Here is a 24781-nt window from a genome sequence, read left to right on the forward strand (position 1 = left end):
CAAGGAGGATGTATGGACATCGACGGTACCGTCGCACTGATCACGGGTGGGGCGTCGGGGTTGGGGGCCGCTACAGCAAGGCGCCTGTTCGGCGCCGGAGCCTCAGTGGTACTGATCGATCTGCCATCCTCCGCGGGCGCGGCCTTTGCCGATGAGCTCAATGGACAGGCGCTGAGTGGTGAGCCGTCAGGCTCCCGACGGACGGCCGTTTTTGTCCCCGCGGATGTGACCAGCGAAGCGGAGGTGCAGGCCGCCGTGGACACCGCCGTTGCCTTGGGCCCGCTGCGGATCGTGGTGAACTGCGCAGGCATCGCCACTCCGGGCAAGGTTCTGGGGCGGGACGGCGTACTGCCGCTGGATGCCTTCAGCCGGGTTGTCCAGGTGAATCTCATCGGGACGTTCAATGTGCTGCGCCTCGCGGCGGCGGCCATGGTGGCCACCGAACCTGTTGGCACGGACCTCGGTGGCCAGGAGCGCGGGGTGATCATCAATACGGCCTCCGTGGCCGCGTTTGACGGGCAGATCGGCCAGCCTGCCTATGCCGCCTCCAAGGGGGCCGTGGCGGCAATGACTTTGCCGCTGGCCCGGGAGTTGGCGCGCTCCCTGGTGCGGGTGGTCACCATCGCGCCGGGAATTTTTGAGACACCCATGATGGCCGGGCTCGCGCAGGAAGCCCAGGAATCCCTGGCCAGGCAGGTTCCGCACCCCTCCCGGCTTGGCCGCCCTGCCGAGTATGCCAACCTCCTGGCCCACATCGTGGAGAATGCCATGCTGAACGGGGAGACCATCAGGTTGGACGGCGCCATCCGAATGGGCCCCAAATGAATCCGGCGCAGCCGCCCTCCGCAGAGTTGGCCGCGGCGCATGGTGAGGAGCTGCCCACAGCAGACTTTTTCGCCTTCGAATCGCTCCTGAGTGACGGCGAGCGCAACAAGCTGGCCGAACTGCGGGACTTTCTCGCCACGGAGATCGCACCCTACGCCGGGGAATGGTGGAACAAGGCCGAATTTCCGGCGCACATTCTCCCCAAGCTCGCGGCGCTGGAGCTCAGCACACCTGCCCAGCGCGGCTACAGCCACCTGTTCGCCGGCCTGGTCATCGCCGAAATGACCCGCGTGGACACCTCCATTGCTACGTTCTTCCTGGTCCACCATGACCTGTTTGTGGAATCCCTCTACGCGTTCGGTTCCCCGGGCCAGAGGGAACGGCTTCTCGGTGACGCGTCCAACCTGCGCATCACCGGTGCCTTTGCCCTCACCGAACCAGGGCACGGCTCCGACGTTGCCGGCGGCATGGAAACCAGGGCACGGCGGATCTCATCCCGGACAGGAGAGCCCGACGCCGAAGGCGATAGCTGGGTGCTGAACGGCGCCAAGCGCTGGATCGGGAACGGGACGTTCTGCGACTACCTGCTCGTCTGGGCCCGCGACGAGGCGGACGGGGCCGTCCGGGGATTCATCGTGGACGCTTCCCTGCCCGGGGTGAGCCGGAGCCGGATCGAGAACAAGATGGCACTGCGGACCGTCCAGAACGCGGACATTGTCTTTGCGGACGTGCGCGTGGCCGAGGCAGACAGGTTTTCCGGCATCGCGAGTTTTGACGACACCAATCGGCTCCTGCGCGGCTCTCGGATCATGGTGGCCTGGCAGGGGGTGGGCCAGCAGCTGGCCGCGTTCGACGTGGCCCGGCAGTACGCCGTCGAACGCCACCAGTTCGGCCGCCCGCTGGCGAAGTTCCAACTCATCCAGCAGCAACTGGTGACCATGCTGGGCAATACCGTGGCGAGCATGGGGATGATGGTGCGGCTCGCCCAGCTGCAGGAGGACGGCGCGGCCGACATGCCGCAGGTGGCGCTGGCCAAGTCCTACATCAGCGCCCGTATGCGGGAAACCGTGGCGATGGGCCGGTCCATCCTGGGTGGCAACGGCATTGTGACGGAGTATCGGATGGCCAAGATCTTCGCCGATGCCGAGGCCATTTTTACTTATGAGGGCTCGTTTGAGATCAACTCGCTGATCGTGGGGCGGGCGGTGACAGGGGTTTCCGCCATCGTCTGACCCGCCCTACAGCGCGAACTGGCAGCTGATGACCTCAAAACGCGAGTTTGCGGGGATTAGCTGCCAGTTCGCGCTCAGTCCGCGGGCCCGGGCATCTTCTCGCCGGCCTCGATCCTGGCGTCAAGGCTGTTGTTCTTCACCGGCATGGGGCAGGTTCCATAGGGCGTAAAGGCGCTGGGGTAGTTGATGGCCCGGTTGAAGTCCAGAACCACATACGCGTTTCCGGAGGGATCGACGCGGGGCCGGGGCGTGGATACCTTGCGCCATTCGGCCGTTGCTTGTTCGGGCGGACCGGATCCGTTGGTTTCGTCGTGGAACGTGACCGTCAGGGCGCCGAGTTTTTCCTCCTCGGCCTGCAGATGGAATTCGTGGTCTTTGCCGGGCAGCCGGAACACCAGTTCGCCCACAGACCGGTGGACGCCATCCACCAGCGGGTTTGCGGTACCGATCGGGACGTCCACGGGTTCAGGATAGGGGCGGAAGCTGGCCTCGATCACCAGGTCCGGGTTGTAGTCGAAGGTGGGGACGCCGTCGAACTCCGTCAGCACCGGTGAGCCGGAATCCCGGGTGCGGATGGCGTACCGGCCGGCCCGCATAGCCAGTTCCACCACCACCGGCTGTCCGTCCGCGCCGTCAAACTGCACCCACATCAGGGACTCCTCGTCGGCCAGCCGTGCCGTGACCGTGCCGTCCACCGGTTCGCCGGTTTCCACGAACGTCAGCCCGTCCTGCGGCACGGCGGTGAGTGCCGCCGTCGAGCCGTCCGTTGACCAGAGGCCGGGGGCGGCTTCGGCGGCGGATGGCTCGCTGTCCAGCCACTGGAACGACGTGAGGGTGAGCCAGCCGTGCGGGGTGGCCAGTGCCTTGTCCCGGTTGCTGCGGAAGCGTTGCCATCGCTCCAGCTGGGCTGCTGCGGGTGTGCTCATGGTTCCTCCAGGACTGTTCGGCTGCCCCGGCTACAACCCCGCGGGCGTGCCGTTCATTCCAACTGTGACAGCCACCGGTTACCTTGCCACGCCGCCCCCGCGGAGTAAGGTCGGAACCGACTGGGCCAGCTGAGCCCGACCCGCTGAAAACGGAGGAGCCATGAAGATCGCCATCCTTGGCACGGGAACGGTAGGGCGGACATTGGCCCCTGCATTCTCGGCACTGGGCCACACCGTTGTCCTGGGGACCCGCGACCCGCAGGCGACCTTTGCCCGGACCCGCCCTAACGCCGTCGGTACCCCGCCGTTTAGCGAATGGCACAGCAGGAACCAGCACATCCCGCTGGAGACGTTTGCGGATGCTGCGGCCCAGGCGGAACTGGTGGTTAACGCGACCGACGGCGCGAGGTCACTCAGCGCGCTTGGCTCGGCCCGCTCAGCTAACCTGTCCGGCAAAGTCCTGATGGACGTTTCCAACCCACTGGACTTTCCCAGGGCACGCCGCCGGTCCTGAACCCGGTCAACACGGAGAGCCTCGCCGAACGCATCCAGGGGGCATTCCCGGACGCCCGGGTGGTGAAAACCCTCAACACCATGAACGCGGGGCTCATGGCTGATCCCGGGCGGCTGGCGGGCGGGGACCATTCGGTGTTCGTGTCCGGAGACGACCCCGGGGCCAAACAGACGGTGGCTGAGCTGCTTGCGGCATTGGGGCACCGGGACATCATCGACCTCGGCGATGTCACTAGTGCCCGCGGTGCCGAGATGATGCTGCCCGTCTGGCTGCGGCTGTGGTCAACGCTGGGGACGGCTGATTTCAACTTCAAGATCGTCCGCTGAGGTCCGTTCCTGGTTCCGGGTGGCAGTTCAGGCTGCCTGCCGTTGTGTTAAGGCCTTACGTTGGGAAACGCCCGCTGCTAATTTTGAAAGCAGCGCCTGCTGCCACTGCCCGCCCGCTGGCGGGGTTTGGACCTAAGGAGGCTGGATACGGTGAACGACGTCCCTCAGCATGATGAACTTCCCTTGCCCGACTACGATCACCTTCCGACGGGGACGCTGGCCTCGCGGATCACAGGACTGAACGAAGCGGACCTGACGAAAGTGCTGGCCTACGAACGGGCACACGGGAACAGGCTTCCTGTTGTGCAGATTCTGGAGCACCGGCTTGATGCTGTGCAAAACGGTGCTGAGCCCAGCGGTCCAACCGTCCCACCTACCCCTGAGATGACTCAAAGCCAGCACGGGTCACCGGTATCACCTGCAACGTCAGGGCCGCCCGTCAATCCCCCGTCCCAAGGCGACCCAACAAATCCCTCCCAACCACGCTAGGAGCGCGCTTCAACGGAGCTGTTTGAACGCTAGTCGCTGGGGCTGGTGTCAGTGGTCAGGGAACGGCTGTCCGCCGCCTGGTCGTTGGATTCCTGTGCCGGTCCCGCGGCCTTGTTGAGGCCTTCGACGTCGTCGGGGCTGCCGCTGCTGTTTTCCGTCTCGGCCCGGGAATCGTTCGCGCTGCCGGGTTCGGCACCCGCTTCCGGCCCGACGGCGTCAACGGCTTCACGGGCGAGTGGCTCCACCCTCCCACTGAGACCGTCTTTGACCGGTGCGGTGCCGTCGCCGTCGTTGGTGTCGATGCTCTCCGTCGGTTCTGTAGTCATGCCGTTCCTCCTCGTGTCACTCGTTGTCCTGGTGTTACCCAAGCTATGCCCTGGCGTCGGAGCAGTAAACGCGGCATGGACCGTCTGCCGTGATTGCTACGTTTTAGAAAGCCACATCTCCGACATTATCTGAGACGGATTCCGCTGCGGCGGCCCCCTGCGGGTAGCATCTTTAGCTAGTAACGTGGCTCACAGTATCCAGCGCAGTGTACGAGCCAAGTCCAAACCCTCGAAAGATAGTTTCCATGGCTGACACTGCAATCAATTCCGGAACTGACCTCGCCTCCGAGTTGAGGGCCGATGTCCGGCGCGTCTCCACGCTGCTTGGCGAATCTCTGGTCCGCCAGCACGGGCCCGAGCTCCTGGACCTGGTGGAGCAGGTTCGCCTCCTCACCAAGGAATCCAAGGAAGCCGCCCGTGGTGGTGCGCACGCCACCGGCCCGTGGAGCGCGCACGACGTCGTTGCCCAGGTTCGCGAGCTCCTGGGGTCCCTGCCCATTGAGCAGGCCACCGACCTGGTCCGCGCCTTCGCCTTCTACTTCCACCTCGCCAACGCCGCCGAGCAGGTCCACCGGGTCCGCGGCCTGAGGACCAGGCAGGAGAAGGACGGCTGGCTGGCCAAGGCTGTCACGGACATCGCCGGGCAGGCCGGGCCCGCTGTGCTGCAGGAAGTGGTAAACGGGCTGGATGTCCGCCCCATTTTCACCGCGCACCCCACGGAGGCTTCCCGGCGTTCGGTGCTGGACAAAATCCGCAAGCTCTCCGACGTGCTGGCACAGCCCACACAGGAAGGCACCACCGCCCGCCGCCGGCAGGACCGCCAGCTCTCGGAAATCATCGACCAGATGTGGCAGACCGACGAACTCCGTCAGGTCCGCCCCACGCCTGTGGACGAGGCCCGCAACGCCATTTACTACCTGGGCAGCATCCTCACCGATGCCATGCCGGAGATGCTGACGGAGCTGTCTGAGCTGCTGGGCGAGCACGGCGTAAGCCTGGCGTCAAAGAACGCGCCCATCCGCTTTGGTTCCTGGATTGGCGGGGACCGGGACGGCAACCCCAACGTCACTGCCGCGGTCACCCGGGAAATCCTGCAGATCCAGAACCAGCACGCGGTACGGATCAGCATCGGCATGATCGATGAACTCATCTCCGTCCTGTCCAACTCCACTGCGCTGGCCGGCGCTGACCAGGAACTGCTGGACTCCATCGACGCCGACCTCAAAAAGCTGCCGGGCCTGGACCGCCGCGTGCTGGAGCTCAATGCGCAGGAGCCCTACCGGCTGAAGCTGACGTGCGTCAAGGCCAAGCTGATCAACACCGGCAAGCGCGTGGCAACAGGTTCCTCCCACGAGCACGGCAGGGACTACAGCGGCACCGACGAACTCCTGGCCGACCTGGAACTGGTGGAACTTTCCCTTCGAAACCACTCGGCGTCGCTGGTTGCGGACGGAGCCCTGGCACGCGTCCGCCGGGCGGTAGCCTCGTTCGGCCTGCACCTGGCCACGCTGGACATCCGCGAGCATGCAGACCACCACCATGACGCCGTCGGCCAGCTGATGGACAGGCTGGGCGGCCCCGGCCTCCGCTATGCGGAACTGAGCCGCGGGGAGCGCCTGGAGGTGCTGGGGTCCGAGCTTGCCTCACGCCGGCCGCTGTCCGGGCACCCGATCAAGCTCGACGGCGTTGCTGACGGCACGTACGACGTCTTCCGTGAGATCCGGCGCGCCCTGCGCACCTACGGCCCGGATGTCATCGAGACCTACATCATTTCCATGACGCGCGGAGCGGACGATGTCCTGGCGGCCGCTGTCCTGGCCCGCGAGGCCGGGCTGGTGAACCTCTTCGGGGAAGCTCCTTACGCCAAGATCGGGTTTGCGCCGCTGCTGGAGACGGTGGAGGAGCTCCGGGCGTCAGCCGAGATCGTGGACCAGCTGCTGTCCGATCCTTCCTACCGGGAGCTGGTGCGTCTGCGCGGTGACATCCAGGAAGTCATGCTGGGCTACTCGGACTCCAACAAGGAATCCGGTGTCATGACCAGCCAGTGGGAAATCCACAAGACCCAGCGGAAGCTGCGTGATGTCGCGGCCAAGCACGGCGTCCGGGTGCGCCTCTTCCACGGCCGCGGCGGTTCCGTGGGCCGCGGCGGCGGACCCACCTACGACGCGATCATGGCCCAGCCCAACGGCGTGCTCGAAGGTGAAATCAAATTCACCGAACAGGGCGAAGTCATCTCGGACAAGTATTCGCTGCCGGAGCTTGCCCGCGAGAACCTGGAGCTTTCCCTCGCGGCCGTCCTCCAGGGCTCGGCCCTGCACCGCAGCCCGCGTACCTCCGAGGACCAGCGCGAACGCTACGGCCACGTGATGGAGACCATTTCGGACGGAGCCTTTGACCGGTACCGGAAGCTGATTGACCATCCGGACCTGCCGGCCTATTTCCTGGCATCCACCCCGGTGGAGCAGCTGGGGTCCCTGAACATCGGTTCCCGGCCGTCCAAGCGCCCGGACTCCGGGGCAGGCCTCGGTGGCCTGCGCGCCATACCCTGGGTGTTCGGCTGGACCCAGTCCCGGCAGATCGTCCCGGGTTGGTTCGGTGTGGGATCAGGGCTGAAGGCTGCCCGCGAGGCCGGGCACTCCGCCCAGCTGGTGGAAATGATGGAGAACTGGCACTTCTTCCGCTCGGTGCTCTCCAACGTGGAGATGACGCTGGCCAAGACAGACCTGGACATCGCCGGCTACTACGTTTCCACCCTGGTCCCCGAGGAGCTGCACCACATCTTCCGGACCATCCGCGCAGAGTATGAACTCACGGTGGCGGAAATCCAGAACCTCACCGGCGAGAACCTGCTCCTGGATGCCCAGCCAACGCTTAAGCGCTCGCTGGAGATCCGTGACCAGTATCTTGACCCCATCAGCTACCTGCAGGTGGAACTGCTCCGCCGCGTGCGGGCCGAGGGTGCAGGGGACAGCAGCATCAGCGGGGCGGAGATCAACGAACGGCTCCAGCGCGCCATGCTCATCACCGTCAACGGAGTGGCAGCAGGCCTGCGGAACACCGGGTAACCCCGGCACCCCACTACGGATGCGCTATCACTTTGAGTCCTTCTGAGCGCTGGGAACGACCATAAGTGATAGGGCATCCAGTGGTTTGGATAGGGTTGTTTCATGCCTTCGTTCCAGACCCGCCTGAAGATCACCGGTTTGAAGCCGGGCAACCCGCCGGAAGCGGTGATGGCCGCCGCCGTGGAGGCCCTGGAGACCCGGCACCACGTGGAGGCAAACCAGCTGGAGATCGCCGGCGGCGTTCCCCAGTTGAACCTGCGGTTCCTCGTGGAACCAAGCGAATACAGCGGTGAGAACCGGCAGGCGCAGGAATCGGCAGCGATGGTGCGCGACGCCGTCGAACGCGTTGCGCTGACCGGCTCGCTGACCGTCCTGCGGCGCAGCCGCGGCCGCTGGGCGCCGGTCTAGGCTAACCTGCCAGAAACCGGCTAACCTGTGCCCGGTTCCGGACTTCCCTGTTCAGCGGGGCCGGGTTCATCTACTGGCGAGCGGTTGCCGCGCCGGCGGGTGACAATAATGCCGACGATGATCCCGATCACCAGCCCCAGTGCCACCCCGATCAGAGAGCTTGCCCAGAAAGGCAGCTTTGTGGCGGACCCCGTGAAGTAGCCCAGGCCCACCAGCCAGCTGGCCCACAGCACGGCACCGAGCCCGGCGCACAGGCTGAACCCGCGGACCGAAACATCCGCGATCCCTGCCGCCGCTGACGTCGCCAGCCTCCCGCCCGGGATGAACCTTGCGCCGATGATGGTCCCGTAGGTGGAGGAACGTCCGGCCTTGGCGGTGGCCTGGTGGATCCCGCTGTGCACTTTCCGGCCCCAGCGCCAGCGGTCCAGCACGTGGCTGAGCCGGCGCTTGAACAGCTGGAACACCACCATGTCGCCCAGCCAGGAGGCAAACGCGGATATTGCTCCCACCAGGAACACGTTGGCGCGGCCGTCGGCGGACAGCGCCCCGCCCGTGATTACCGCCATTTCAGAGGGGATTGCCGGGAAGATGGCATCGCCGAGAACAAGGGGGATGATCCAGAAATAGATCGCCGCCCCCCAGCTGTGGGCGTTGCCAAAGTCCATGGCCACAAGGTACCGCACTTTCGGGTACGAGGCTTCTGCCTTTCATCCAGAGTCCGCCGGTGGAAGACTGGCCGCATGCGAATCCGCATTCTCCAGGACGACATCACCGTCCGCGCCGTGGATGCGGTGGTGAACGCTGCGAATTCGTCGCTGCTGGGCGGCGGCGGCGTCGACGGTGCCATCCACCGGGCGGCCGGGCCCGAGCTGCTGGAGGCCTGCCGCGAACTGCGCGCTACGAGCTTGCCGAACGGTCTGCCGGTGGGCGCCGCGGTGGCCACTCCCGGCTTCCTGCTCCCGGCGCGGTGGGTGATCCATACCGTCGGGCCCAACCGCCATGCCGGGCAGACGAACCCGGCGCTGCTAATTTCCTGCTTCAGTGAAAGCCTCCGGGTGGCGGATGCCCTGACAGCCGGTTCCATCGCTTTTCCGGCGGTGGGCGGCGGTGTCTACGGATGGCACGGCCGGCAGGTGGCGGAGGCAGCCTTCGACGCCGTCAACGGCTTTACTGCCTCCCATCCGGACAGCACAGTGGAGTTGGTGGAGTTTGTGTTGTTCGGCCCTGAGATGGAGGAGACGTTCAAGGCTGTGTTTGAGCAGCCTCGCTGAGCTCAAGCTGGCTGCGGTACTCCACCGGCTTGCCCGAGATGGGGTCCACAAAGCGGATGCCGCGGGCCAGGAGCTGTAAAGGCTTGCTGTAGTCGTCCGGAGCTTTGTCCAGCAGGTCTGGGTAGAACGAGTCGTTCACAATGCCCAGGCCGAGCGAGGCCATATGAACCCGAAGCTGATGGGTTTTCCCGGAGTGCGGCTCCAGCCGGTACAGCGCGTGGCGGGCTGCACCGCGGTGCGCCAGGGCAGCCGCGGAAGCGCCGCCGTCGAACGTCCTGATCAGATCGATGCGGGTTTCCGCGTTCGGTTCGCCCTCAATGACCTCGGCGAGCAGGTAGCTGCGGGACTTGGTCATCCGGTTCCGCACCACCACCGGAAAGTCGACGGCGGCGTGACCAGCAGCGGGCTCCGCGGCGGAGACGCACTCGTACTCCTTCTGCACCTGTCGCTTCTCGAAGAGCACCTGGTACTTTCCGCGCGTCTCGGGGTTGGTGGACAGGAGCAGGATGCCTGCGGTCATCCGGTCCAGCCGGTGCATGGGGATCAGGTCCGGCAGCTCCAGCTGGTTCCGCAGCCGCACCAGGGCCGATTCCTGGATGTAGGTGCCGCCCGGGGTGGTGGGCAGGAAATGCGGTTTGTCCACCACCAGGAGGTGCTCGTCCTGGTGGAGAATGGACAGCTCCACCGGAATCCGGGGTTCCGGCGGCAGGCTTCGGTAGTACCAAATGAAGGTGTGGTCCTGCAGCCTGGTGGCGCGGTCCAGCAGCACGCCGCCCTCACCCACGATCTCGCCGGCGTCGAACCTGTCCTCGATGCCCTGCGGATCGATGTGGCCCCAGCGGTGCATCATGTAGTCCATGGCGGTGCTCCACGGCCCCTCGTCCGGCAGGCGCAGGCGGGTGGCATTAACGCCGTCGCGCACGGGGAGGGGGGATTGCATCACCCGTCCATTCTACGTGGCGGCTCCCGAGGCTTCGGCGGGGAATTCGCGGGGAATTCGCGGGAACGCTGCGGGTTCGCTGGATCGTTACAGCGAACTCGGCATCCTTCCAGCGAAGTCAGTAGGCAAACACCCCATCGACACGCTAAACCTCCACCGACACGCTAAACCTACGTCGACGCGCAAGTTACTTGGCGCAGCCCATACTTCGTGCGCGCCAGGGATTTTGCGCGTCGCAGGAGAATCAGCGTGTCATGCGATAGCCACGGCAGGGGCAGTCTTGAGGGTGCGACGGAGCTGCGGGGCGGCGTCGAGCCTGTCCTGGGCCTGCCGCAGGGCCAGGACCGCCGTTTCGAGCTGGTCAGGAGGCAACGTGAAGGGCACGCGGAGGTAGCGTTCGAAGGCCCCTCCGATGCCGAAGCGCGGCCCGGCAGCCAGCCTGATGCCAAAGTCGGGAGCAATTACGGTCAATGCCGTGCTGATGGGGCCAGGCAACTTGCACCAGACGGACAGGCCACCGGCGGGCCGCGCAGTTACCCATTCCGGCAGGTGCCTGCCCAGCAGCTCCCGCAATGCCGAGCGGCCGTCGCGGAGGGAATCAAGCCTGGCCGGCAGCGGCTCGTCCAAGGCGCGGACCAGGTGTGCCGCCGCCAGCTGCTCCATGACGGGACCGCCAAGGTCCAGGGTTGTCCGGGCAGCTGCAAAGCGATGGATGAGGGACTCCGAGGCCCGGATCCAGCCTGTGCGAAGGCCGCCCCAATGGGATTTGCTGAGCGAGCCGATGGTTACCACGGCGGGACTGAAGGCTGCCACCGGAGTGGTGGCGGCGCCGTCGAGATTCAACTCCCGGAGTGTTTCATCCACCACCAGCACCGTTCCGGCAGCTGTTGCCGCTCGGACCAGTTCACGCCGTTGGCTATCAGGCATGAACTGGCCGGTGGGATTGTGGAAATCCGGCACTACATAGGCGATCCTGGGCCGCTGCTGCATCAGGGCCGCCTGGAGTGCCGGCATATCCCAGGCCGGCACCTGGCTTCCCCCGGCGGCCTGGCCCACGAACGCCACAGGGACGGGACGGCAACCGGCCGCGCGGATGGCGTCCAGCGCGTTGGGGTAGCTCGGATGCTCCACCAGGATTTTGTCCTGCCGTTCCGTCAAAGCCCGGATGACGATGTTCAAAGCATGCTGGGCTCCTGATGTCACCATGATTTGTGTTGTATCCGTTGCAACTCCTGCAGCGGTGTAGCGCTCCGCGATGGCCTCCCTGAGCGGCAGCAGGCCCATGGCGTCGTACCCAAATCCCGGCAGCAGGGCCGGCAGTTCGGTCAGGGCCGCTGCGAAGGCGCGGTGAACCACCTCGCCGCTAGCGGGAAGCGCCGCATACGCCAGGTCGATCAGTCCGTCCGGCGCCGTGAGACCAGGCGCTGCCAGACCGGGTCCTGCGTTTCCAAGGCCCGGAAGCTCCCCATACGCCGGCGAGGTGGGCCGCAGGGGCGTCAGCCGGGGGATCCGGGTGCGTCCCCGGCTGCCCTGGCCGCTGCTGAGGAAGCCCTGTTCGCGGAGATGGGCATACGCGGCCGTAACAGTAGTCCGGCTGACGCCGAGCGTGTCGGACAATGACCGTTCGCTGGGGAGGGCGGTGTCCAGTGCAACTCTTCCGTCCAGGATCAGGAGGCGTACGACGTCGGCCAGTTCGCGGTAGGCGGGAGCGGCGCCGAGGTGCCACTTACCCAGGAGACGGGCCAAGGCTGGGGAGTTTAGGGTGCCGGGCATAGAGCCAGTATCTCAAACTGGCTATGTAAATCAATGCCAGTTACCTGCGAGAGTGTTTCCATGATCCCTCGCAGACTCGTCCAGCTCTTTATCGGCCTCGCCATGTACGGCATCTCCCTTGCCATTTTCATTCGAGCGGGCCTCGGACTGGATCCCTGGGACGTATTTCATCAGGGCCTGGCGGAAAAGACAGGGCTCAGCATCGGCGTGGTAGTGATCATCGTGAGCTTCCTGGTGCTGCTGCTTTGGATCCCGCTGCGGCAATGGCCCGGGTTTGGCACGCTCTGCAACGCGGTACTGGTCGGGGTGTTCGCCGACATTGCCCTGGCCCTGATCCCGGAGGTGTCCCACCTGGGCGGCCAGATCGGAATGCTGGCCGGTGCCGTGCTGCTCAACGGAATCGCCTCGGCCTGCTACATCGGCGCCCGCTTCGGTCCCGGCGCCCGCGATGGGCTCATGACAGGCCTGGCCCGCCGCACCGGCTGGTCGGTTCGGATATCACGCACGCTGATCGAAGTGGTGGTGCTGGGTGCAGGATGGCTCCTCGGCGGTTCGGTGGGCGTTGGCACAGTCGTATACGCGCTCGCCATTGGTCCCTTGGTGCAGCTGCTGCTGCCGTACTTTATGGTTCCGGCTGCTGCTCCCGTTGACGTACCTGAGGCTGACGCTCTAGGGGACGGATCCTCTGACACCGAGCCCGGCAGCGAGGCCCTCTCCGCCAGCCGTGCCACCTCTTCAGGTTCTCCCCGCGGCGCAGGCGGATCACCCTCATGAGGGTTGTAAATCGAGGCTGTTCCGGTACAGCAACCGATTGCTGGCGACCCGGCAAAACTGGTGACAACGTGCAGGCGCTGCCCTCTGTCCGGAACGATCACGGGGACCATTCAATAGATCTGATGATTACTGGTCGGAATATTTCACTCAAACTAATGGGATTGATCTTGCATACTAGTCAGACCGAGTTGGCCCCGTCACAGGGTGGAGTGATGGACATCGCATAAACCTAGGAGCACCTGTTGAGCACAGTGAGAACGATGCAAGCGATACCCATGACTGTCACCGACGACGTCGGCTGGCTGGCCTCAGTCGAAGAATCGATTGATGCAGTCTTCCGCCCCATCGCCGACGTTTTTTCGTCCATTGTCTTTTTCCCGATCACGATCGGTGAGGTGAGCTTTCCGGCAGTGGTCGCCTGGCTGATAGCCGCGGGCGTGATCATCAGCATCTATTTCGGCCTCCCCCAGTTCCGTGGGCTCAAAGTCTCCTATGAGGTAATCCGGGGCCGTTACTCGGCAAAGGACGATCCGGGTGAGGTGCCGCATTTCCAGGCCCTCACCTCCGCCCTCTCCGGAACCGTTGGCCTTGGCAACATCGCCGGCGTGGGCGCGGCCATGGCCCTTGGCGGGCCGGGTGCCACTTTCTGGATGATCCTTGCCGGCTTGCTCGGCATGGCAACCAAGTTCGCCGAATGTACTCTCGGGGTCAAGTACCGCCAGATCCACGAAGACGGCACAGTCACCGGCGGACCGTTCAAGTACCTGCCGATCGCCTTTAAGAAATTGGGCAAATGGCCGGCGAAGATCCTCACGGGCATTTTTGCCGTCTCGATTTTGATCTTTGGTATTGCCGGTGGAAATATGTTCCAGGCCAACCAGACCTTCGCGCAGATGCGGAACGTGACGGGCGGCGACGAAGGCTTCCTCGGAAGCGCGGGAGCCGCACTGATCTTCGGCCTCATCCTCGCGGGCCTGGTCGCCGCGGTCATCCTTGGCGGCATGAAGTCCATCGGTGCCACCACCAGCAAGCTGGTCCCCTCTATGGCATTCATCTACGTCCTGGCGTGCCTCTTCGTCATTTTCGTCAATATTGGCCACGTTCCCGCCGCATTCGGGGCCATCATCGGCGGAGCCTTCAACCCCTCAGGCATGGCAGGCGGCCTGGTGGGCGTGATGATCGTGGGCTTCCAGCGAGCAGCGTTTTCCAATGAAGCGGGCCTGGGCTCAGCGGCCATCGCCCACTCGGCCGTCAAGACCCGCCGCCCCGTGAGCGAAGGCTTCGTCGCGATGTTCGAACCGCTTGTGGACACCGTCATCATCTGCACCATGACCGCCCTGGCCATCATCATCGCTGGAGCACCCAGCCTTCAGGCCGGCATCGACCAGGTTCAGGCCGGTGAAGGCGCTCCCGACGGCGTCATCCTCACCTCAGACGCGTTCGCCACCGTGATGCCCTGGTTCCCACTGGTCCTCGCCGTCGCTGTGGCCCTGTTTGCCTTCTCCACGCTCATCACCTGGTCCTACTACGGCCTCAAGTCCTGGGAATACCTTTTCGGACGCGGTAAGGCATCCGAAATCACCTACAAATGCGTTTTCCTGTTCGCCACGGTAGTCGGAACGGTGTTGACGTTCACCCAGGTGCTGAACTTTGCTGATGCCGCGCTGTTCGTCTGTGCGTTCGTGAACCTGCTGGGTGTTTACCTTCTGCTGCCGGTCATCAAGCGCGAGATGAAGGCCTACCTTGCCGACCGTAAGAGCGGAAAACTCCTGGAACTCGGAATCGAACCGGAGGAAGCACGCATCCCCACCGTCTGATCGGCGCTTCCTCCTCCAAGAGGCCCTTCCCGGGCCGGGGCGAATGACCGGAGCAGAAAGAAGGACCGCCCGCTGCTGAACGGGCGGTCCTTCCTTTGCTCAGGTTCCGTCTGCCGAAAGGGGTGGTGTACCGCTAGGGCAGGAGCGGTTGGCACTGCGGGCAGAAATAGATGTTCCGTTCTTCCTCGCCGTCGGGTCTGCCCAGGACGCCGTGGTGAACAGGCGTGCCGCATTTCAGGCAGGGCCGATGCTCGCGGCCGTAGACCCAGTAGCCGGGCCTGCCCGCCTGCCTTCCCACCGGCAACCCGCGCGGATTCAGGATGGTCACCCGGCGGCCGGGCCCCAGGTTCACTTCCAACAGCTGCTTGGCGTCCGTCATCAGGGTCTGGAGATCCTCAACGGCTGAAACGGGGGATGCAGGATGGACGCCGGACAGGAAGCAGGCCTCGCAACGGTAAATGTTGCCGATGCCCGCCAGATTGCGCTGGTCCAGCAGGGCAACACCAATGGGGACATCAGGGGCCGAGCGGATGCGGCGTTCAGCCTCGGCCGGGTCCCAGTCAGGTCCCAGCAGATCGGGGCCGAGGTGGCCCACCACCGAATCTTCGGCGTCTGTGCGGACAACCTCAAGCACGCCCAGGGAAAATCCGACGGCGTCTGCCGCTGCCGTGCGGAGCACGCACCGTGCGGTGAAGCCGGGTTTGCGCCACCGTCCGCCCGGCGGGTACACCTGCCACGAGCCTTCCATCTTGAGGTGCGAGTGGATGGTCAGTTTTTGCCCGTCCGGCCCCTGCACCCTCATGAGCAGGTGCTTTCCGCGGGGGACCACCTCGCTGACAGTCCAGCCGGCAAGGTTGAGGGTAGCGAAGCGGGGCACCCGGAAGTCGGAGGCTGTCAGCTTCTGCCGCGCCAGGGCCTGGTGCAATTGGTTGGCGGCGCGCCAGACTGAATCCCCCTCAGGCACGGATTCTCAGGCCCTTGGGTGTGGAATAGGCCCCGGCTGCAGCCAAGGCACGGGCCACCGCAGTCTCCAGAATATCGTGGCCGTTGACCTTTTCCATCACCAGTTTGTCCACGGCTCCGCGGGTGACAACACCCACCAGCGCTGCTCCGGAGGCCGCCAGAACTGATTCGTCGTCGCTGAAAGCCAGGAGGGTTTTACCGCCCCGCTCCACATACAGCACCAGTGCGCCGTCCACCAGCACAACAAGGGCCCCGGCTTTCCTGCCTGGACGGTGACCGGTGCCTGCGTCCTCTTTGAGGGCCGGCCACGGAAGCGCCGCGCCGTAGGGGTTGGCGGGGTCGGTGGCGGCCAGCGCCAAGGCCACTGGTTCCTTCTTCGCGAGCTGTGCGTCTTCGGAATAGGTGCGGAGCCTGTCCACGGTTGCCGGAACCGCGAACTGGGCCGCCCCGAGGTGTTCAATGAAGTAGCCGCGGCGGCACCGGCCTGCCTCTTCCAGCCGGGCCAGCACCTTGTACATCAAACCGAAACCGCCCAGGATCTGTTCGGCCATGACCGAGCCCCGGGTCACCACTCCGTACCTGTCCAGCAGCAGCTCGGCCGTGGCCCGCGCGTGGATGGTGGGGTCCAGTTCCGGCGATGGCAGGGCCGACCAACGGCCCGCCGCCATGGGGGGAGTGGCTCCGGCCCCGGACGCCGAACCGTACCGCCCAACGCCCGAAGGCCCCAGCCCGGGTGAGCCGAGCAGGCCAGTGCCATGGGAGCGGCCCAAACGGCTCATCCGGGGGGCCCTGGCCCGCGGCGGACGGGCAACCTGACGGTGAGCCGTGTGCCCGCCGGCGATCAGCGCGCGGACCGGTGCGAAAGTGTCCCCGGTAATCCGTCCCGCCCACGCGAGGTCCCACAGCACGGACACCACCTCCTGATCGCTCAACACCCTGTCCATACCGCCTGCAACGTCAGTCAACTGGCGGAAGAAATATCCGCCGCCATTGTTCCGAAGGTGCTCGAGCAGCCGCTGCTGCGCATCGCCGGGTTCATACTCAAGGGCTGGATTCAGCGTCAGCTCGGCGGATTCAGCCAGATGGAGGCTGATCCAGCCGTCGTTCCCGGGCAGGGAACCCGCTCCGGACCACAAGACCTCACCGGCCGCCATCAGCTCATCCAGCATGGCTGGCTGGTAATTGGAGACCCTGCTGGCCAGGACCAGCGGTTCCCACGCAGACGCAGGGACCGGCACACCGGAGAGCTGGTCTATGGCGGTGACGATGCCGTCCAGCCCGCGCAACGCCGGTTGGCCGCGTCCGGAACCGGGCGTCTGGACGTGTTGCCATGCGGGAAGGAACCGGCCGTACGCGGCGCCGTCCACCGGCTCCACTTCAGCCCGGAGCGCGGCCAATGAGCGGCGCCGGAGCTTCCTGAGGACCTCGGCGTCGCACCACTCGCTAGTGGTGGGCTGCGGCAGCCGGACGGCAGGCATGGCCCCTGGCATTTCATCCCGCGTTTCTTCGCGCCCATCGCCCGGGGCAGATTCCGGTCCATCTCCCGGCGCAGGTACCGGCGCAGGTTCCGCGGGCGCGGCGTGCGGGCGGAATTCGCCTTCCACCACACGGCCGTCCGCCGCAAGCCGTTTCAGGGCGGTGGCGACGACGGCGACGCCGAGTCCCAGCCTGGCGGCAGCTTCGTCCGCGGTGAAGGGTCCGTGAGTGCGGGCAAAACGTGAAACCAGGTCGCCGAGCGGATCTTCCACCGGCTCAAGGAAGGCGAGCGGAACCCCCATGGGCAGCGGTACGCCAATGGCATCCCGCAGCCGGGCGGCATCCTCCACGGCGGCGAAGCGCTCCACGCCTGCCAGATTCACCCGGATGGCGCGGTGTGTCCGCTGCAAGGCAGCCAGGTGCCCGGCGGCTACGCCGGTGCCTGCATGGGGGCTGTCCGGCTCGGTCCCGTCATCAGTTCCAGCCGCGCCGGCAAGTTCCGGGACTGGGCCAGGTTTCGTCGCCGCCCCGGCATCCGCCGCGCTGACACCTGCCGCCCCGGCCTCCGTTGCCCCGACGTCGGCCGGCCCGGTTTTCGGGTCATGCTCGAGCCGAGCGGCGACCTCCTCCGGAGCCAACGGCCCCAGAAGCCGAAGGAGGTCCGCCACGCCTTCGATGCCACGGGCCCGCCGGCCGGGGGCAAGGCGCTGGAGTTCGCGCTCGGTGGCTTCGATGACTCTGGCGTCCAGCAGTTCCCGCAGCTCGACGCGGCCAAGGAGTTCGTTCAGGAGGGTTGAGTCCAAGGCAAGTGCCGCTGCCCGGCGCTCTGCCAGCGGTGAGTCGCCCTCATACAGGAACTGTGCAACGTACCCAAACAGCAAGGATTTGGCGAAGGGGGAGGGCTGCTGGGTGGTGGTCTGCACAATCCGCAGCTCGCGGCGCTCCACGGAGGCGGCAATGTCCTTCAGCGCCGGAAGATCGTAAACGTCCTGCAGGCATTCCCGGACGGTTTCCAGGACGATGGGGAACGTGGGGTACTTCCGTGCGACGTCCAGCAGCTGGGCCGACCGCTGCCGCTGTTGCCAGAGGGGCTGGCGCTTGCCCGGCGTCTGGCGGGGGAGCAGCAGGGCGCGGGCGGCGCACTCACGGAAGCGCGAGGCGAACAGGGCACTCCCGCCCACCTCCGCTGTGACGATCTGCTCCAGCTCTTCCGGATCAAAGAGGAACAGCTCTGCCCCGGGCGGCTCGTCCTCCATCATGGGGACGCGAAGCACTATGCCGTCGTCGGCAGCCATCGCGGAGCCGTCCAGGCCGTAGCGCTGGTGCAGGCGTTGTCCGACGGCGAGTGCCCAGGGCGCGTGCACGGGCATGCCGAACGGGCTGTGCAGGATAACGCGCCAGTCGCCCAGTTCGTCATGGAACCGCTCCACCACCAGGGTGGTGTCGCTGGGGACAACCTCGGTGGCGAGCTTCTGTTCCTCCAGGTACTGGATGAGGTTGTTCGCGGCGAACTGGTCCAGGCCGCTCGCCGTGCACCGCTCCGCGGCGGGGCCCGGGTCTGCCGCGGACAGTTCCCGCACAAAGGCGCCCAGCGCCCGGCCCAGGTCTATGGGACGCCCCAGCGAATCGCCCTTCCAGAAGGGAAGCTTGCCCGGCTGCCCAAAGGCCGGAGACACCAGGACCCGGTCATGGGTGATGTCCTCGATCTTCCAGCTGGTGGCGCCGAGGGCGAAGATGTCGCCCACCCTGGACTCGTAGACCATTTCCTCGTCCAGTTCGCCAACCCGCCTGCCGCCTTTCGCGGGGGACGCCGGGGCGGGGGCCTTCCCGTCCTTGCCGTAACCGTTCCTATCGGCCGGGGAGGCGCTGCCCTCAACCTCTGTGCCGATGATGTAGACACCGAAGAGGCCGCGGTCCGGGATGGTTCCGCCGGAGGTCACGGCCAGCCTTTGGGCTCCCGGCCTGCCTTCAATGGTGCCGGCGTTGCGGTCCCAGATAATCCGGGGCCGCAGCTCGGCGAATTCGTCAGACGGGTAGCGGCCAGCCAGCAGGTCCAGTGTTGCTTCATAGGCCGAACGGGGGAGGGACGCGAAGGGGGCGGACCTCCGGACCGTGGAGAACCATTCCTCGACGTCGATGCTGCCCAGAGCCGTAGCGGCCACTGTCTGCTGCGCCAGGATGTCCAGCGGATTGGCGGGGACGCTGAGCCGTTCAATCTTGCCTTCGAGCATCCTTTCCACTGTGATGGCGGTGTGCACGAGGTCCGCCCGGTGCTTGGGGAACAGCACGCCCTGCGATATTTCTCCCACCTGGTGCCCGGCGCGGCCCACACGCTGAAGCCCGCTGGCCACGGACGGCGGGGATTCCACCTGTACCACCAGGTCCACGGCGCCCATGTCGATGCCGAGTTCCAGCGACGACGTTGCCACCACACAGCGCAGCCGGCCGGACTTAAGATCATCCTCAATCAGTGCCCGCTGGTCCTTGGACACTGAGCCATGATGCGCGCGGGCAAGCACAGGATCTGCTCCGGCGGTGCTGCCGGCCTGGGCCATCATATGAGCCGGGGTGGCCGTCGAAGCAGGCACTCCTGGAGCAGCCGGGGCAGGATCGTCCCAGCCTCCACCCACGGCCACCAGCTGCCGTTCAGCGTAAATCTCGTTCAGCCTGGCCGTCAGCCGCTCCGCCAGACGCCTTGAATTGGCAAAGACAATGGTGGATTGGTTGTCCAGCACCAGGTCAACGATTTTTTCCTCGACGTGGGGCCAGATGGAGGCCTGCGGCTGCAGCCCGGAGGCAGGGCCGGAGTCATGGGCGGCGGCAGCGCCCTGGAGATCGGACATGTCCTCCACAGGAACGGAGACTGTCAGGTCCCAGTTCTTACGGGAAGGCGGCGCCACGATCTGCACAGGGGCGGAACCCGCGAGGAACTGAGCCACCAGCTCCCGGGGCTCCACGGTGGCTGACAGCCCGATCCTCTGCGCAGGTTGAGGCAGCAGCGCGTCGAGCCGCTCGAGGGAGACCGCCAGGTGCGCGCCGCGTTTGGTCCCGGCGACGGCGTGGACCTCGTCAACAATGATGGTGTCCACCTCGGAGAGGGTCTCCCGGGCCCGGGACGTGAGCATCAGGAACAGTGATTCAGGCGTGGTGATGAGGATGTCCGGCGGGTTGCTGAGCAATGACCGGCGGTCCGCAGCTGTAGTGTCACCGGACCTGACTCCGACGGTGATCAGCGGAGCCGGAAGCCCCAGCCTTTTGGCGGTCTGGGTGATCCCGATCAAGGGCGAGCGGAGGTTCCGCTCCACGTCCACGCCCAGTGCCTTCAGGGGCGAGATGTACAGCACCCGAGTCTTGCGCTTCGGCGCCCGCGGACGCCTGCCCTTCCCTTGCGCGGCGTCCACTTGCACGGCGTCAAGCCCGGGAAGTTCCTGCACAGGGGCGGGGGCTGATACGAGCAGGCGGTCCAGGGCCCAGAGGAATGCCGCGAGCGTCTTTCCGGAGCCGGTTGGAGCCACCACTAAAGCATGCGAACCGGAAGAGATGGCATCCCACGCGCCGTTCTGGGCAGGGGTGGGCTCGGAGAAGGCACCCAGGAACCACTCACGGGTGGGCTGGCTGAAGCGGCCCATGGGTGCTCCGGAATGCTCCTGCATGTCTCCATCATGCCCTACCCCACCGACAGGATTACCTGCCCCTCGACGGCGGCATGGAGCCGTCAGCTTCCCGGTTCCCTGTTCAAAAACGGCTGCTCAAACGTGCTCGATGGGCGGCAGATCCTTGGTGGCCGGGCCTTCCAGTTGGGTCCCGTCGCTGTTGAACCGGGACCCGTGGAGAGGGCAGTCCCAGGTCATTTCGTTGTCGTTCCAGTGGACGATCCCGCCCAAATGGGTACAGACGGCGGAAAGCCGGCATGTTGTTCCGTTGACCGTGGACGCTGCCACCGGCCGGACACCCTCGCGGTAAACCAGCCCTTCCCCCTCTGCCGGTTGGATAGCCGCCTGCGGGCCGGCGTCACCGGACTCAACGCCAGCGGACTCAACACCCGCACCCGGCACCATGCCGGTGTCCGGCGTCAAGGTGGCGTCCGGCTGGGTGCCTGCTGCCGCCGTCGTCCGCTCCTGATGGCCGTCACCGCCGCCGGCTGCCACGTGTCCCCAATCGGTGGCCAGCTTGGCTGCAACCCCGGCATTGAGTGCCACGGTGGACCAGGCGCCGGAAGCGGTGGGGCCGTGGTGGCGGATCGTGTCAGCCCAGGGGAGCTGGCCGCCCAACATGTCGCCGGAGATGCCCAGGGCCGCTGCCACTGCGTTGGTCATGCCCCACTTGTTGTAGCCCGTACCCACGTAAACATGTCCCCGGCCTCGTGGCAGTTTGCCAAAGAACGGCATGAGGCTGGTGGGCTGGTAATCCTGTGCTGACCACGTATGGGTGGTAACGGCGCCAGGGAACTGCTCCCCGGCCCACTGCAGCAGCCCGGACAGGTGTTCCCGCTCCGACTTTGCCCGCCCCACCGGATGCCCGTGCCCTCCAACGAGCAGGAGCCTGCGGCCGTCAGCCTCGTAGTCGCGCAGGGAATGCGTGGGCTGTTCCACCGATATATACATTCCCGGCGGCGGAACCTGGTCCGCGGGCAGCTGCAGGGCAGCGGCGTAAGAGCGGCCGGGCTTGAGCTTGGCGAAGTACAGGCCGCGGTCAAGAATCGGAGTGCCGGTTGCCAGGACCACCTCTTTGGCGGTCACCGTGCCCAGATCAGTGTGCACGGTTGCCGGGCTGCTGGCGGTAACGTCGCGCACGCGCACCCCTGAAACAATGGTGCCGCCGCGCGCCCGGATATCGGCCAGCAGGGTGTCCAGGACCTGCATCGGGTTGATCTGGGCCTGGGCGGCAAGCCGAACGGCGCCATGCACCGGGAACGGCAGCCCGGCGTCGCGTACGTATTCCACTTCGAGGCCGCCGGCGGTGGCGGCATCCCGTTCGGCACGTACGGAATCCGCGCCGCTGGCCGTGATGGCGTAGGTGTAGGCATCCCGCCGCTGGTACGGCACGTTGTTTTCGTCCAGATAGCGAAGCAGCCAGGCCTGTCCCTCCTTGTTGGCCTCCACGTAGGCGCTGAGCTGCTTCTTGGAGTAGTGCTTGGACAGGCCGGACAGCACGGTGCCCTGAAGCAGGGTCACCTTCGCCGTGGTATTTCCCGTGGTGACAGCGCCGGGGAACCGGGCCTCCAGAACCAGGACTTTCTGCCCGGACCGGGCAAGGAGCAGTGCCGTGACCAGCCCGGTCAGGCCCGCTCCGGCCACTACGGTGTCGTAACTGTCTCCGGCTGGAAATGTGTCAGAAGTAAATGATTCCCCGCGGTCCAACCAAAGTGACGTCATGCAAGCTCAACCTGCCTCCGGTCTACGGCCCTGCAAAGTGGCCATTTGTGATGGGTCCGTTACATCGGCCTAAAGACTCATCGTGGATTTGATAAGTATACTTACGATGTCGGAGTTTAAGTCCATGATGTTGACTCAACCCGGCGACGCATCATGAGCAGTTCAACGACAAATAGATCCAGGAGTGATCATGACATCCATGAGTTCCGGTCGGACCGTCGGCCGAACCAACATTCAAAAGGCCTCCCTGGCCGTGGGCGCTGTTTTCCTCTTGGTGGGCATCCTGGGATTCATTCCCGGCATCACCACCAACTACGAGGCCCTTGGCATGGCAGGCCCCGGCTCTGAAGCGCTGTTGATGGGAATTTTCCAGGTCTCCATTCTCCACAACATCGTTCACCTGCTCTTTGGGGCGGCAGGAATCGCCATGGCCCGCACCGCCACGCAGTCAAGGAATTTCCTGTTGGTGGGTGGCGCAATCTACCTGGTTCTGTGGCTCTACGGCCTGCTGATCGGCCACGAGACGCCTGCGAACTTTATTCCCGTCAACACGGCTGACAACTGGCTGCACCTGGTTCTGGGCCTGGCCATGATTGCGCTGGGCGTGGCGCTCTCCCGCGGTCCGTCAAGGGCCGGGCGGACCACCACCACAGCCCACTAGCGGCTGTCCATTCCAGCCGGCACTTCCAGCCGGCCCGTCCACGCGGCCCTTCCAGCCGGCAGGAATCATGCCGGCTGGAAGGGGCCGATGGTCAGGAGTTCAATGGCCGCGTTGGTGCAGGCCTGGGTGGGCTGCGCAAGGAATAGTGAGGCAGTGTCTTCCGGAGGATAGATCCGGTAGCCTGCCGCATCCGTCCTGGTGCAGTCCGTGTAGTTGCCGGCATTGGTGTAGCGGAGCACCGCAGAACCAGCCTTGCCCGGCGCCAGCAGTACGTCGGCAACAGGTGCCGTTTCATCACGTTTCGCGGGGGCTCCGATAGGGCCACCCTCGGCGTCTGCTGCGAGGGACACCCCAGGGAACCCCCTAAGCAAGCACGGCTCGCTGCCGGTGTTGGTGAGGATGAGGTTCATATAGACGCTTCCCGCCGCTCCGCCGCCGGAGGCATCCGTGGCGGCGGTGAGGCTGCCGGCCTTGCAGAGCGCCGGTCCGGTTGCGGCGGACGTGGTGGCCGACGGCGTCCCTGGGGCGGCGGGCGATGCGGACGTTGTGGCGGGACTGGCACCGCCGGTGCCGGGCTCCGTTGTCCCCTGCGTCTGCGGCTGGTTAGGACCGCAGGCGGTGAGCATCAGTGCCGCTGCGGCGATCGCCGTAGTGAAAACAAACCCGTGTAACCCTCGCTGAGACATCATGCCTAAACCATTGCGGCCAGTGTGGCAGGAGTCAACGATGCCACGGGCAAGAACGATGATTTGATGCCCGGATCGTGATGATCCGGGCATCAAATCTGTTTGCGTGGCTGGCTAATACCAGCCGCCTACTAACAGCTGCGTACTGGGCAGCCGGCTATTCGGCGGCAGGCTGGCTGGGCGCGGCCGGATCATTGTCCCGGGCCGGGCGCCTGAAGCCGCGTGCCGCCGCCACACCGCCCAGTGCCAGTCCGCCAAGACCAGCGGCGAGGCCGGCCCAGCTCCGGGCTTCCACTCCGCTGTCCGTCACCACAGAGGCCTGTTCGGTATGGGACGCATCAGCCGCGCTGCCTCCGTGCCCTGCCGCGGCGGCTTCCGTGATGGTGATGAACGGTGCCGGTGCCTTCAGCGAATGCGGGTCCTGGCCGTCTTTGGCGATCTCGGACCAGTCCGTCTGCCCGGTTTCACATGTCTGCAGGGTAGGGAAGTAGAGGGTAGTCCCGGCAGCGTCGGGCAGCTTCAGGGACAACACCAGCGCGTCCCTGAGCTCGTCGGGAAGGGGAGCCTTGGCCGTATACACGATCTGGCTTGTGCGCTTGGTAATGGAGGTGCCGTCGGCCAGCTTCCGCGGTTCGGCAAGCTGCTCGGTGACTTTCTCCACCGTCCAGTTGGGGTTCACCGTGGGTTGGGCGTCGTTGAGCTCAGCCGGCAGCGTGATTGCCACCTTGGTGGTTCCCGATTCGTCGCAGCCGTGAGGGACGCCGAAGGTGAGGAGGGCGTACGAGTTGGCAGTGGTCTTGTCGGGTGTTACGCCCACGTGCGCGGAGGCGCCGGCCGCTGCGGTGAGCAGAAGTGCTGCGGTGCCGCCTGTGGCTGCAGCGGCGGTGAGGGTACGGCGAAGGAAGGGGGTGGTCATGGAATTGCCTTTCGGTCG

At 65.7% G+C, this 24781-nt stretch carries 20 protein-coding genes; 10 read left to right on the top strand and 10 right to left on the bottom strand.

Going from position 1 to position 24781, the window contains the following annotated elements; translation table 11 throughout:
- Nucleotides 1-12: 12 nt before the first annotated feature.
- Together M1E17_RS03845 and M1E17_RS03850 are read left to right on the top strand one after the other, a co-directional pair.
- Nucleotides 13-825 (top strand): SDR family NAD(P)-dependent oxidoreductase, encoded by an 813-nt coding sequence (locus tag M1E17_RS03845; protein ID WP_457965572.1) that lies wholly within the window; start codon nt 13-15, stop codon nt 823-825.
- Nucleotides 822-2057 (top strand): acyl-CoA dehydrogenase family protein, encoded by a 1236-nt coding sequence (locus M1E17_RS03850; RefSeq protein WP_457965573.1) that lies wholly within the window; start codon nt 822-824, stop codon nt 2055-2057. Before M1E17_RS03845 ends, M1E17_RS03850 begins: the two co-directional genes overlap by 4 nt.
- 74 nt (nt 2058-2131) lie before the next feature.
- Here the strand turns inward: M1E17_RS03850 and M1E17_RS03855 are convergent, their stop codons facing one another.
- Entirely contained in the window at nt 2132-2983 is an 852-nt protein-coding gene (locus tag M1E17_RS03855) for a DUF1684 domain-containing protein (RefSeq protein ID WP_457965575.1), read from the bottom strand.
- Between the two features lie 160 nt (nt 2984-3143).
- On the opposite strand from M1E17_RS03855, the gene M1E17_RS03860 reads away from it, so the two are divergent.
- Together M1E17_RS03860 and M1E17_RS03865 are read left to right on the top strand one after the other, a co-directional pair.
- A complete protein-coding gene (locus M1E17_RS03860; RefSeq protein WP_457965577.1) occupies nt 3144-3497 on the top strand; it encodes an NAD(P)-binding domain-containing protein in 354 nt (117 codons plus the stop codon).
- 62 nt (nt 3498-3559) lie between these two features.
- Nucleotides 3560-3823: a hypothetical protein gene (locus tag M1E17_RS03865; protein WP_457965579.1), complete on the top strand. Its 264-nt coding sequence runs from the start codon at nt 3560-3562 to the stop codon at nt 3821-3823.
- A gap of 518 nt (nt 3824-4341) precedes the next feature.
- Here M1E17_RS03865 and M1E17_RS03870 read toward each other — a convergent pair.
- On the bottom strand, nt 4342-4638 hold the full coding sequence (locus M1E17_RS03870) for a hypothetical protein (RefSeq protein ID WP_457965580.1): 297 nt from the start codon (nt 4636-4638) through the stop codon (nt 4342-4344).
- Nucleotides 4639-4883: 245 nt separating this feature from the next.
- On the opposite strand from M1E17_RS03870, the gene ppc reads away from it, so the two are divergent.
- On the top strand, nt 4884-7703 hold the full coding sequence (gene ppc, locus M1E17_RS03875) for a phosphoenolpyruvate carboxylase (RefSeq protein ID WP_457965581.1): 2820 nt from the start codon (nt 4884-4886) through the stop codon (nt 7701-7703).
- A 102-nt stretch (nt 7704-7805) separates the two neighbouring features.
- On the top strand, nt 7806-8111 hold the full coding sequence (locus M1E17_RS03880) for a hypothetical protein (protein WP_457965583.1): 306 nt from the start codon (nt 7806-7808) through the stop codon (nt 8109-8111).
- Nucleotides 8112-8131: 20 nt separating this feature from the next.
- Here M1E17_RS03880 and M1E17_RS03885 read toward each other — a convergent pair whose 3' ends face one another.
- Nucleotides 8132-8776 (bottom strand): DedA family protein, encoded by a 645-nt coding sequence (locus tag M1E17_RS03885; protein ID WP_457965584.1) that lies wholly within the window; start codon nt 8774-8776, stop codon nt 8132-8134.
- A gap of 75 nt (nt 8777-8851) precedes the next feature.
- Between M1E17_RS03885 and M1E17_RS03890 the strand changes: the two genes are divergently transcribed.
- On the top strand, nt 8852-9382 hold the full coding sequence (locus tag M1E17_RS03890) for an O-acetyl-ADP-ribose deacetylase (protein ID WP_457965585.1): 531 nt from the start codon (nt 8852-8854) through the stop codon (nt 9380-9382).
- Here the strand turns inward: M1E17_RS03890 and M1E17_RS03895 are convergent.
- Nucleotides 9354-10322, bottom strand: a complete 969-nt coding sequence (locus tag M1E17_RS03895) for an RluA family pseudouridine synthase (protein ID WP_457967557.1) — start codon at nt 10320-10322, stop codon at nt 9354-9356. The two genes, M1E17_RS03890 and M1E17_RS03895, sit on opposite strands and share 29 nt — an antisense overlap.
- A 252-nt stretch (nt 10323-10574) precedes the next feature.
- Nucleotides 10575-12095: a MocR-like transcription factor YczR gene (gene yczR, locus M1E17_RS03900; protein WP_457965586.1), complete on the bottom strand. Its 1521-nt coding sequence runs from the start codon at nt 12093-12095 to the stop codon at nt 10575-10577.
- A gap of 60 nt (nt 12096-12155) precedes the next feature.
- On the opposite strand from yczR, the gene yczE reads away from it, so the two are divergent.
- Nucleotides 12156-12869, top strand: a complete 714-nt coding sequence (gene yczE / locus M1E17_RS03905) for a membrane protein YczE (protein WP_457965588.1) — start codon at nt 12156-12158, stop codon at nt 12867-12869.
- Between the two features lie 260 nt (nt 12870-13129).
- A complete protein-coding gene (locus tag M1E17_RS03910) occupies nt 13130-14686 on the top strand; it encodes an alanine/glycine:cation symporter family protein (protein ID WP_457965590.1) in 1557 nt (518 codons plus the stop codon).
- A gap of 133 nt (nt 14687-14819) precedes the next feature.
- On the opposite strand, the gene M1E17_RS03915 is transcribed toward M1E17_RS03910, so the two are convergent.
- The 3 genes from M1E17_RS03915 to M1E17_RS03925 all read right to left on the bottom strand — a co-directional run bounded on the left by M1E17_RS03915 (nt 14820) and on the right by M1E17_RS03925 (nt 22500).
- Entirely contained in the window at nt 14820-15650 is an 831-nt protein-coding gene (locus M1E17_RS03915) for an Fpg/Nei family DNA glycosylase (RefSeq protein ID WP_457965591.1), read from the bottom strand.
- Nucleotides 15643-20778 carry an Lhr family ATP-dependent helicase gene (locus tag M1E17_RS03920; protein ID WP_457965593.1) on the bottom strand — a complete coding sequence of 1712 codons (5136 nt, stop codon included), beginning with the start codon at nt 20776-20778 and terminating at the stop codon, nt 15643-15645. Before M1E17_RS03920 ends, M1E17_RS03915 begins: the two co-directional genes overlap by 8 nt.
- 96 nt (nt 20779-20874) lie before the next feature.
- Nucleotides 20875-22500 carry an FAD-dependent oxidoreductase gene (locus M1E17_RS03925; protein WP_457965594.1) on the bottom strand — a complete coding sequence of 542 codons (1626 nt, stop codon included), beginning with the start codon at nt 22498-22500 and terminating at the stop codon, nt 20875-20877.
- A gap of 190 nt (nt 22501-22690) precedes the next feature.
- Between M1E17_RS03925 and M1E17_RS03930 the strand changes: the two genes are divergently transcribed.
- On the top strand, nt 22691-23161 hold the full coding sequence (locus M1E17_RS03930) for a DUF4383 domain-containing protein (protein ID WP_457965595.1): 471 nt from the start codon (nt 22691-22693) through the stop codon (nt 23159-23161).
- A 65-nt stretch (nt 23162-23226) separates the two neighbouring features.
- On the opposite strand, the gene M1E17_RS03935 is transcribed toward M1E17_RS03930, so the two are convergent.
- The gene (locus M1E17_RS03935; protein WP_457965596.1) at nt 23227-23850 is read right to left on the bottom strand and encodes a DUF4232 domain-containing protein; all 624 of its coding nucleotides are present in this window, start codon (nt 23848-23850) and stop codon (nt 23227-23229) included.
- 154 nt (nt 23851-24004) lie between these two features.
- Nucleotides 24005-24763 carry a YcnI family copper-binding membrane protein gene (locus M1E17_RS03940; RefSeq protein ID WP_457965597.1) on the bottom strand — a complete coding sequence of 253 codons (759 nt, stop codon included), beginning with the start codon at nt 24761-24763 and terminating at the stop codon, nt 24005-24007.
- Between the last annotated feature and the right edge of the window lie 18 nt (nt 24764-24781).

Source organism: Arthrobacter sp. D1-29 (assembly GCF_054130585.1).

Bases quoted from the DNA above. Each gene is read 5' to 3' on its own strand.
- M1E17_RS03845 (WP_457965572.1), top strand. From the start codon at position 13: ATGGACATCGACGGTACCGTCGCACTGATCACGGGTGGGGCGTCGGGG.
- M1E17_RS03850 (WP_457965573.1), top strand. From the start codon at position 822: ATGAATCCGGCGCAGCCGCCCTCCGCAGAGTTGGCCGCGGCGCATGGT.
- M1E17_RS03855 (WP_457965575.1), bottom strand. From the start codon at position 2,983: ATGAGCACACCCGCAGCAGCCCAGCTGGAGCGATGGCAACGCTTCCGC.
- M1E17_RS03860 (WP_457965577.1), top strand. From the start codon at position 3,144: ATGAAGATCGCCATCCTTGGCACGGGAACGGTAGGGCGGACATTGGCC.
- M1E17_RS03870 (WP_457965580.1), bottom strand. From the start codon at position 4,638: ATGACTACAGAACCGACGGAGAGCATCGACACCAACGACGGCGACGGC.
- ppc (WP_457965581.1), top strand. From the start codon at position 4,884: ATGGCTGACACTGCAATCAATTCCGGAACTGACCTCGCCTCCGAGTTG.
- M1E17_RS03880 (WP_457965583.1), top strand. From the start codon at position 7,806: ATGCCTTCGTTCCAGACCCGCCTGAAGATCACCGGTTTGAAGCCGGGC.
- M1E17_RS03885 (WP_457965584.1), bottom strand. From the start codon at position 8,776: ATGGACTTTGGCAACGCCCACAGCTGGGGGGCGGCGATCTATTTCTGG.
- M1E17_RS03890 (WP_457965585.1), top strand. From the start codon at position 8,852: ATGCGAATCCGCATTCTCCAGGACGACATCACCGTCCGCGCCGTGGAT.
- M1E17_RS03895 (WP_457967557.1), bottom strand. From the start codon at position 10,322: ATGCAATCCCCCCTCCCCGTGCGCGACGGCGTTAATGCCACCCGCCTG.
- yczR (WP_457965586.1), bottom strand. From the start codon at position 12,095: ATGCCCGGCACCCTAAACTCCCCAGCCTTGGCCCGTCTCCTGGGTAAG.
- yczE (WP_457965588.1), top strand. From the start codon at position 12,156: ATGATCCCTCGCAGACTCGTCCAGCTCTTTATCGGCCTCGCCATGTAC.
- M1E17_RS03910 (WP_457965590.1), top strand. From the start codon at position 13,130: ATGCAAGCGATACCCATGACTGTCACCGACGACGTCGGCTGGCTGGCC.
- M1E17_RS03920 (WP_457965593.1), bottom strand. From the start codon at position 20,778: ATGCAGGAGCATTCCGGAGCACCCATGGGCCGCTTCAGCCAGCCCACC.
- M1E17_RS03925 (WP_457965594.1), bottom strand. From the start codon at position 22,500: ATGACGTCACTTTGGTTGGACCGCGGGGAATCATTTACTTCTGACACA.
- M1E17_RS03930 (WP_457965595.1), top strand. From the start codon at position 22,691: ATGACATCCATGAGTTCCGGTCGGACCGTCGGCCGAACCAACATTCAA.
- M1E17_RS03935 (WP_457965596.1), bottom strand. From the start codon at position 23,850: ATGATGTCTCAGCGAGGGTTACACGGGTTTGTTTTCACTACGGCGATC.
- M1E17_RS03940 (WP_457965597.1), bottom strand. From the start codon at position 24,763: ATGACCACCCCCTTCCTTCGCCGTACCCTCACCGCCGCTGCAGCCACA.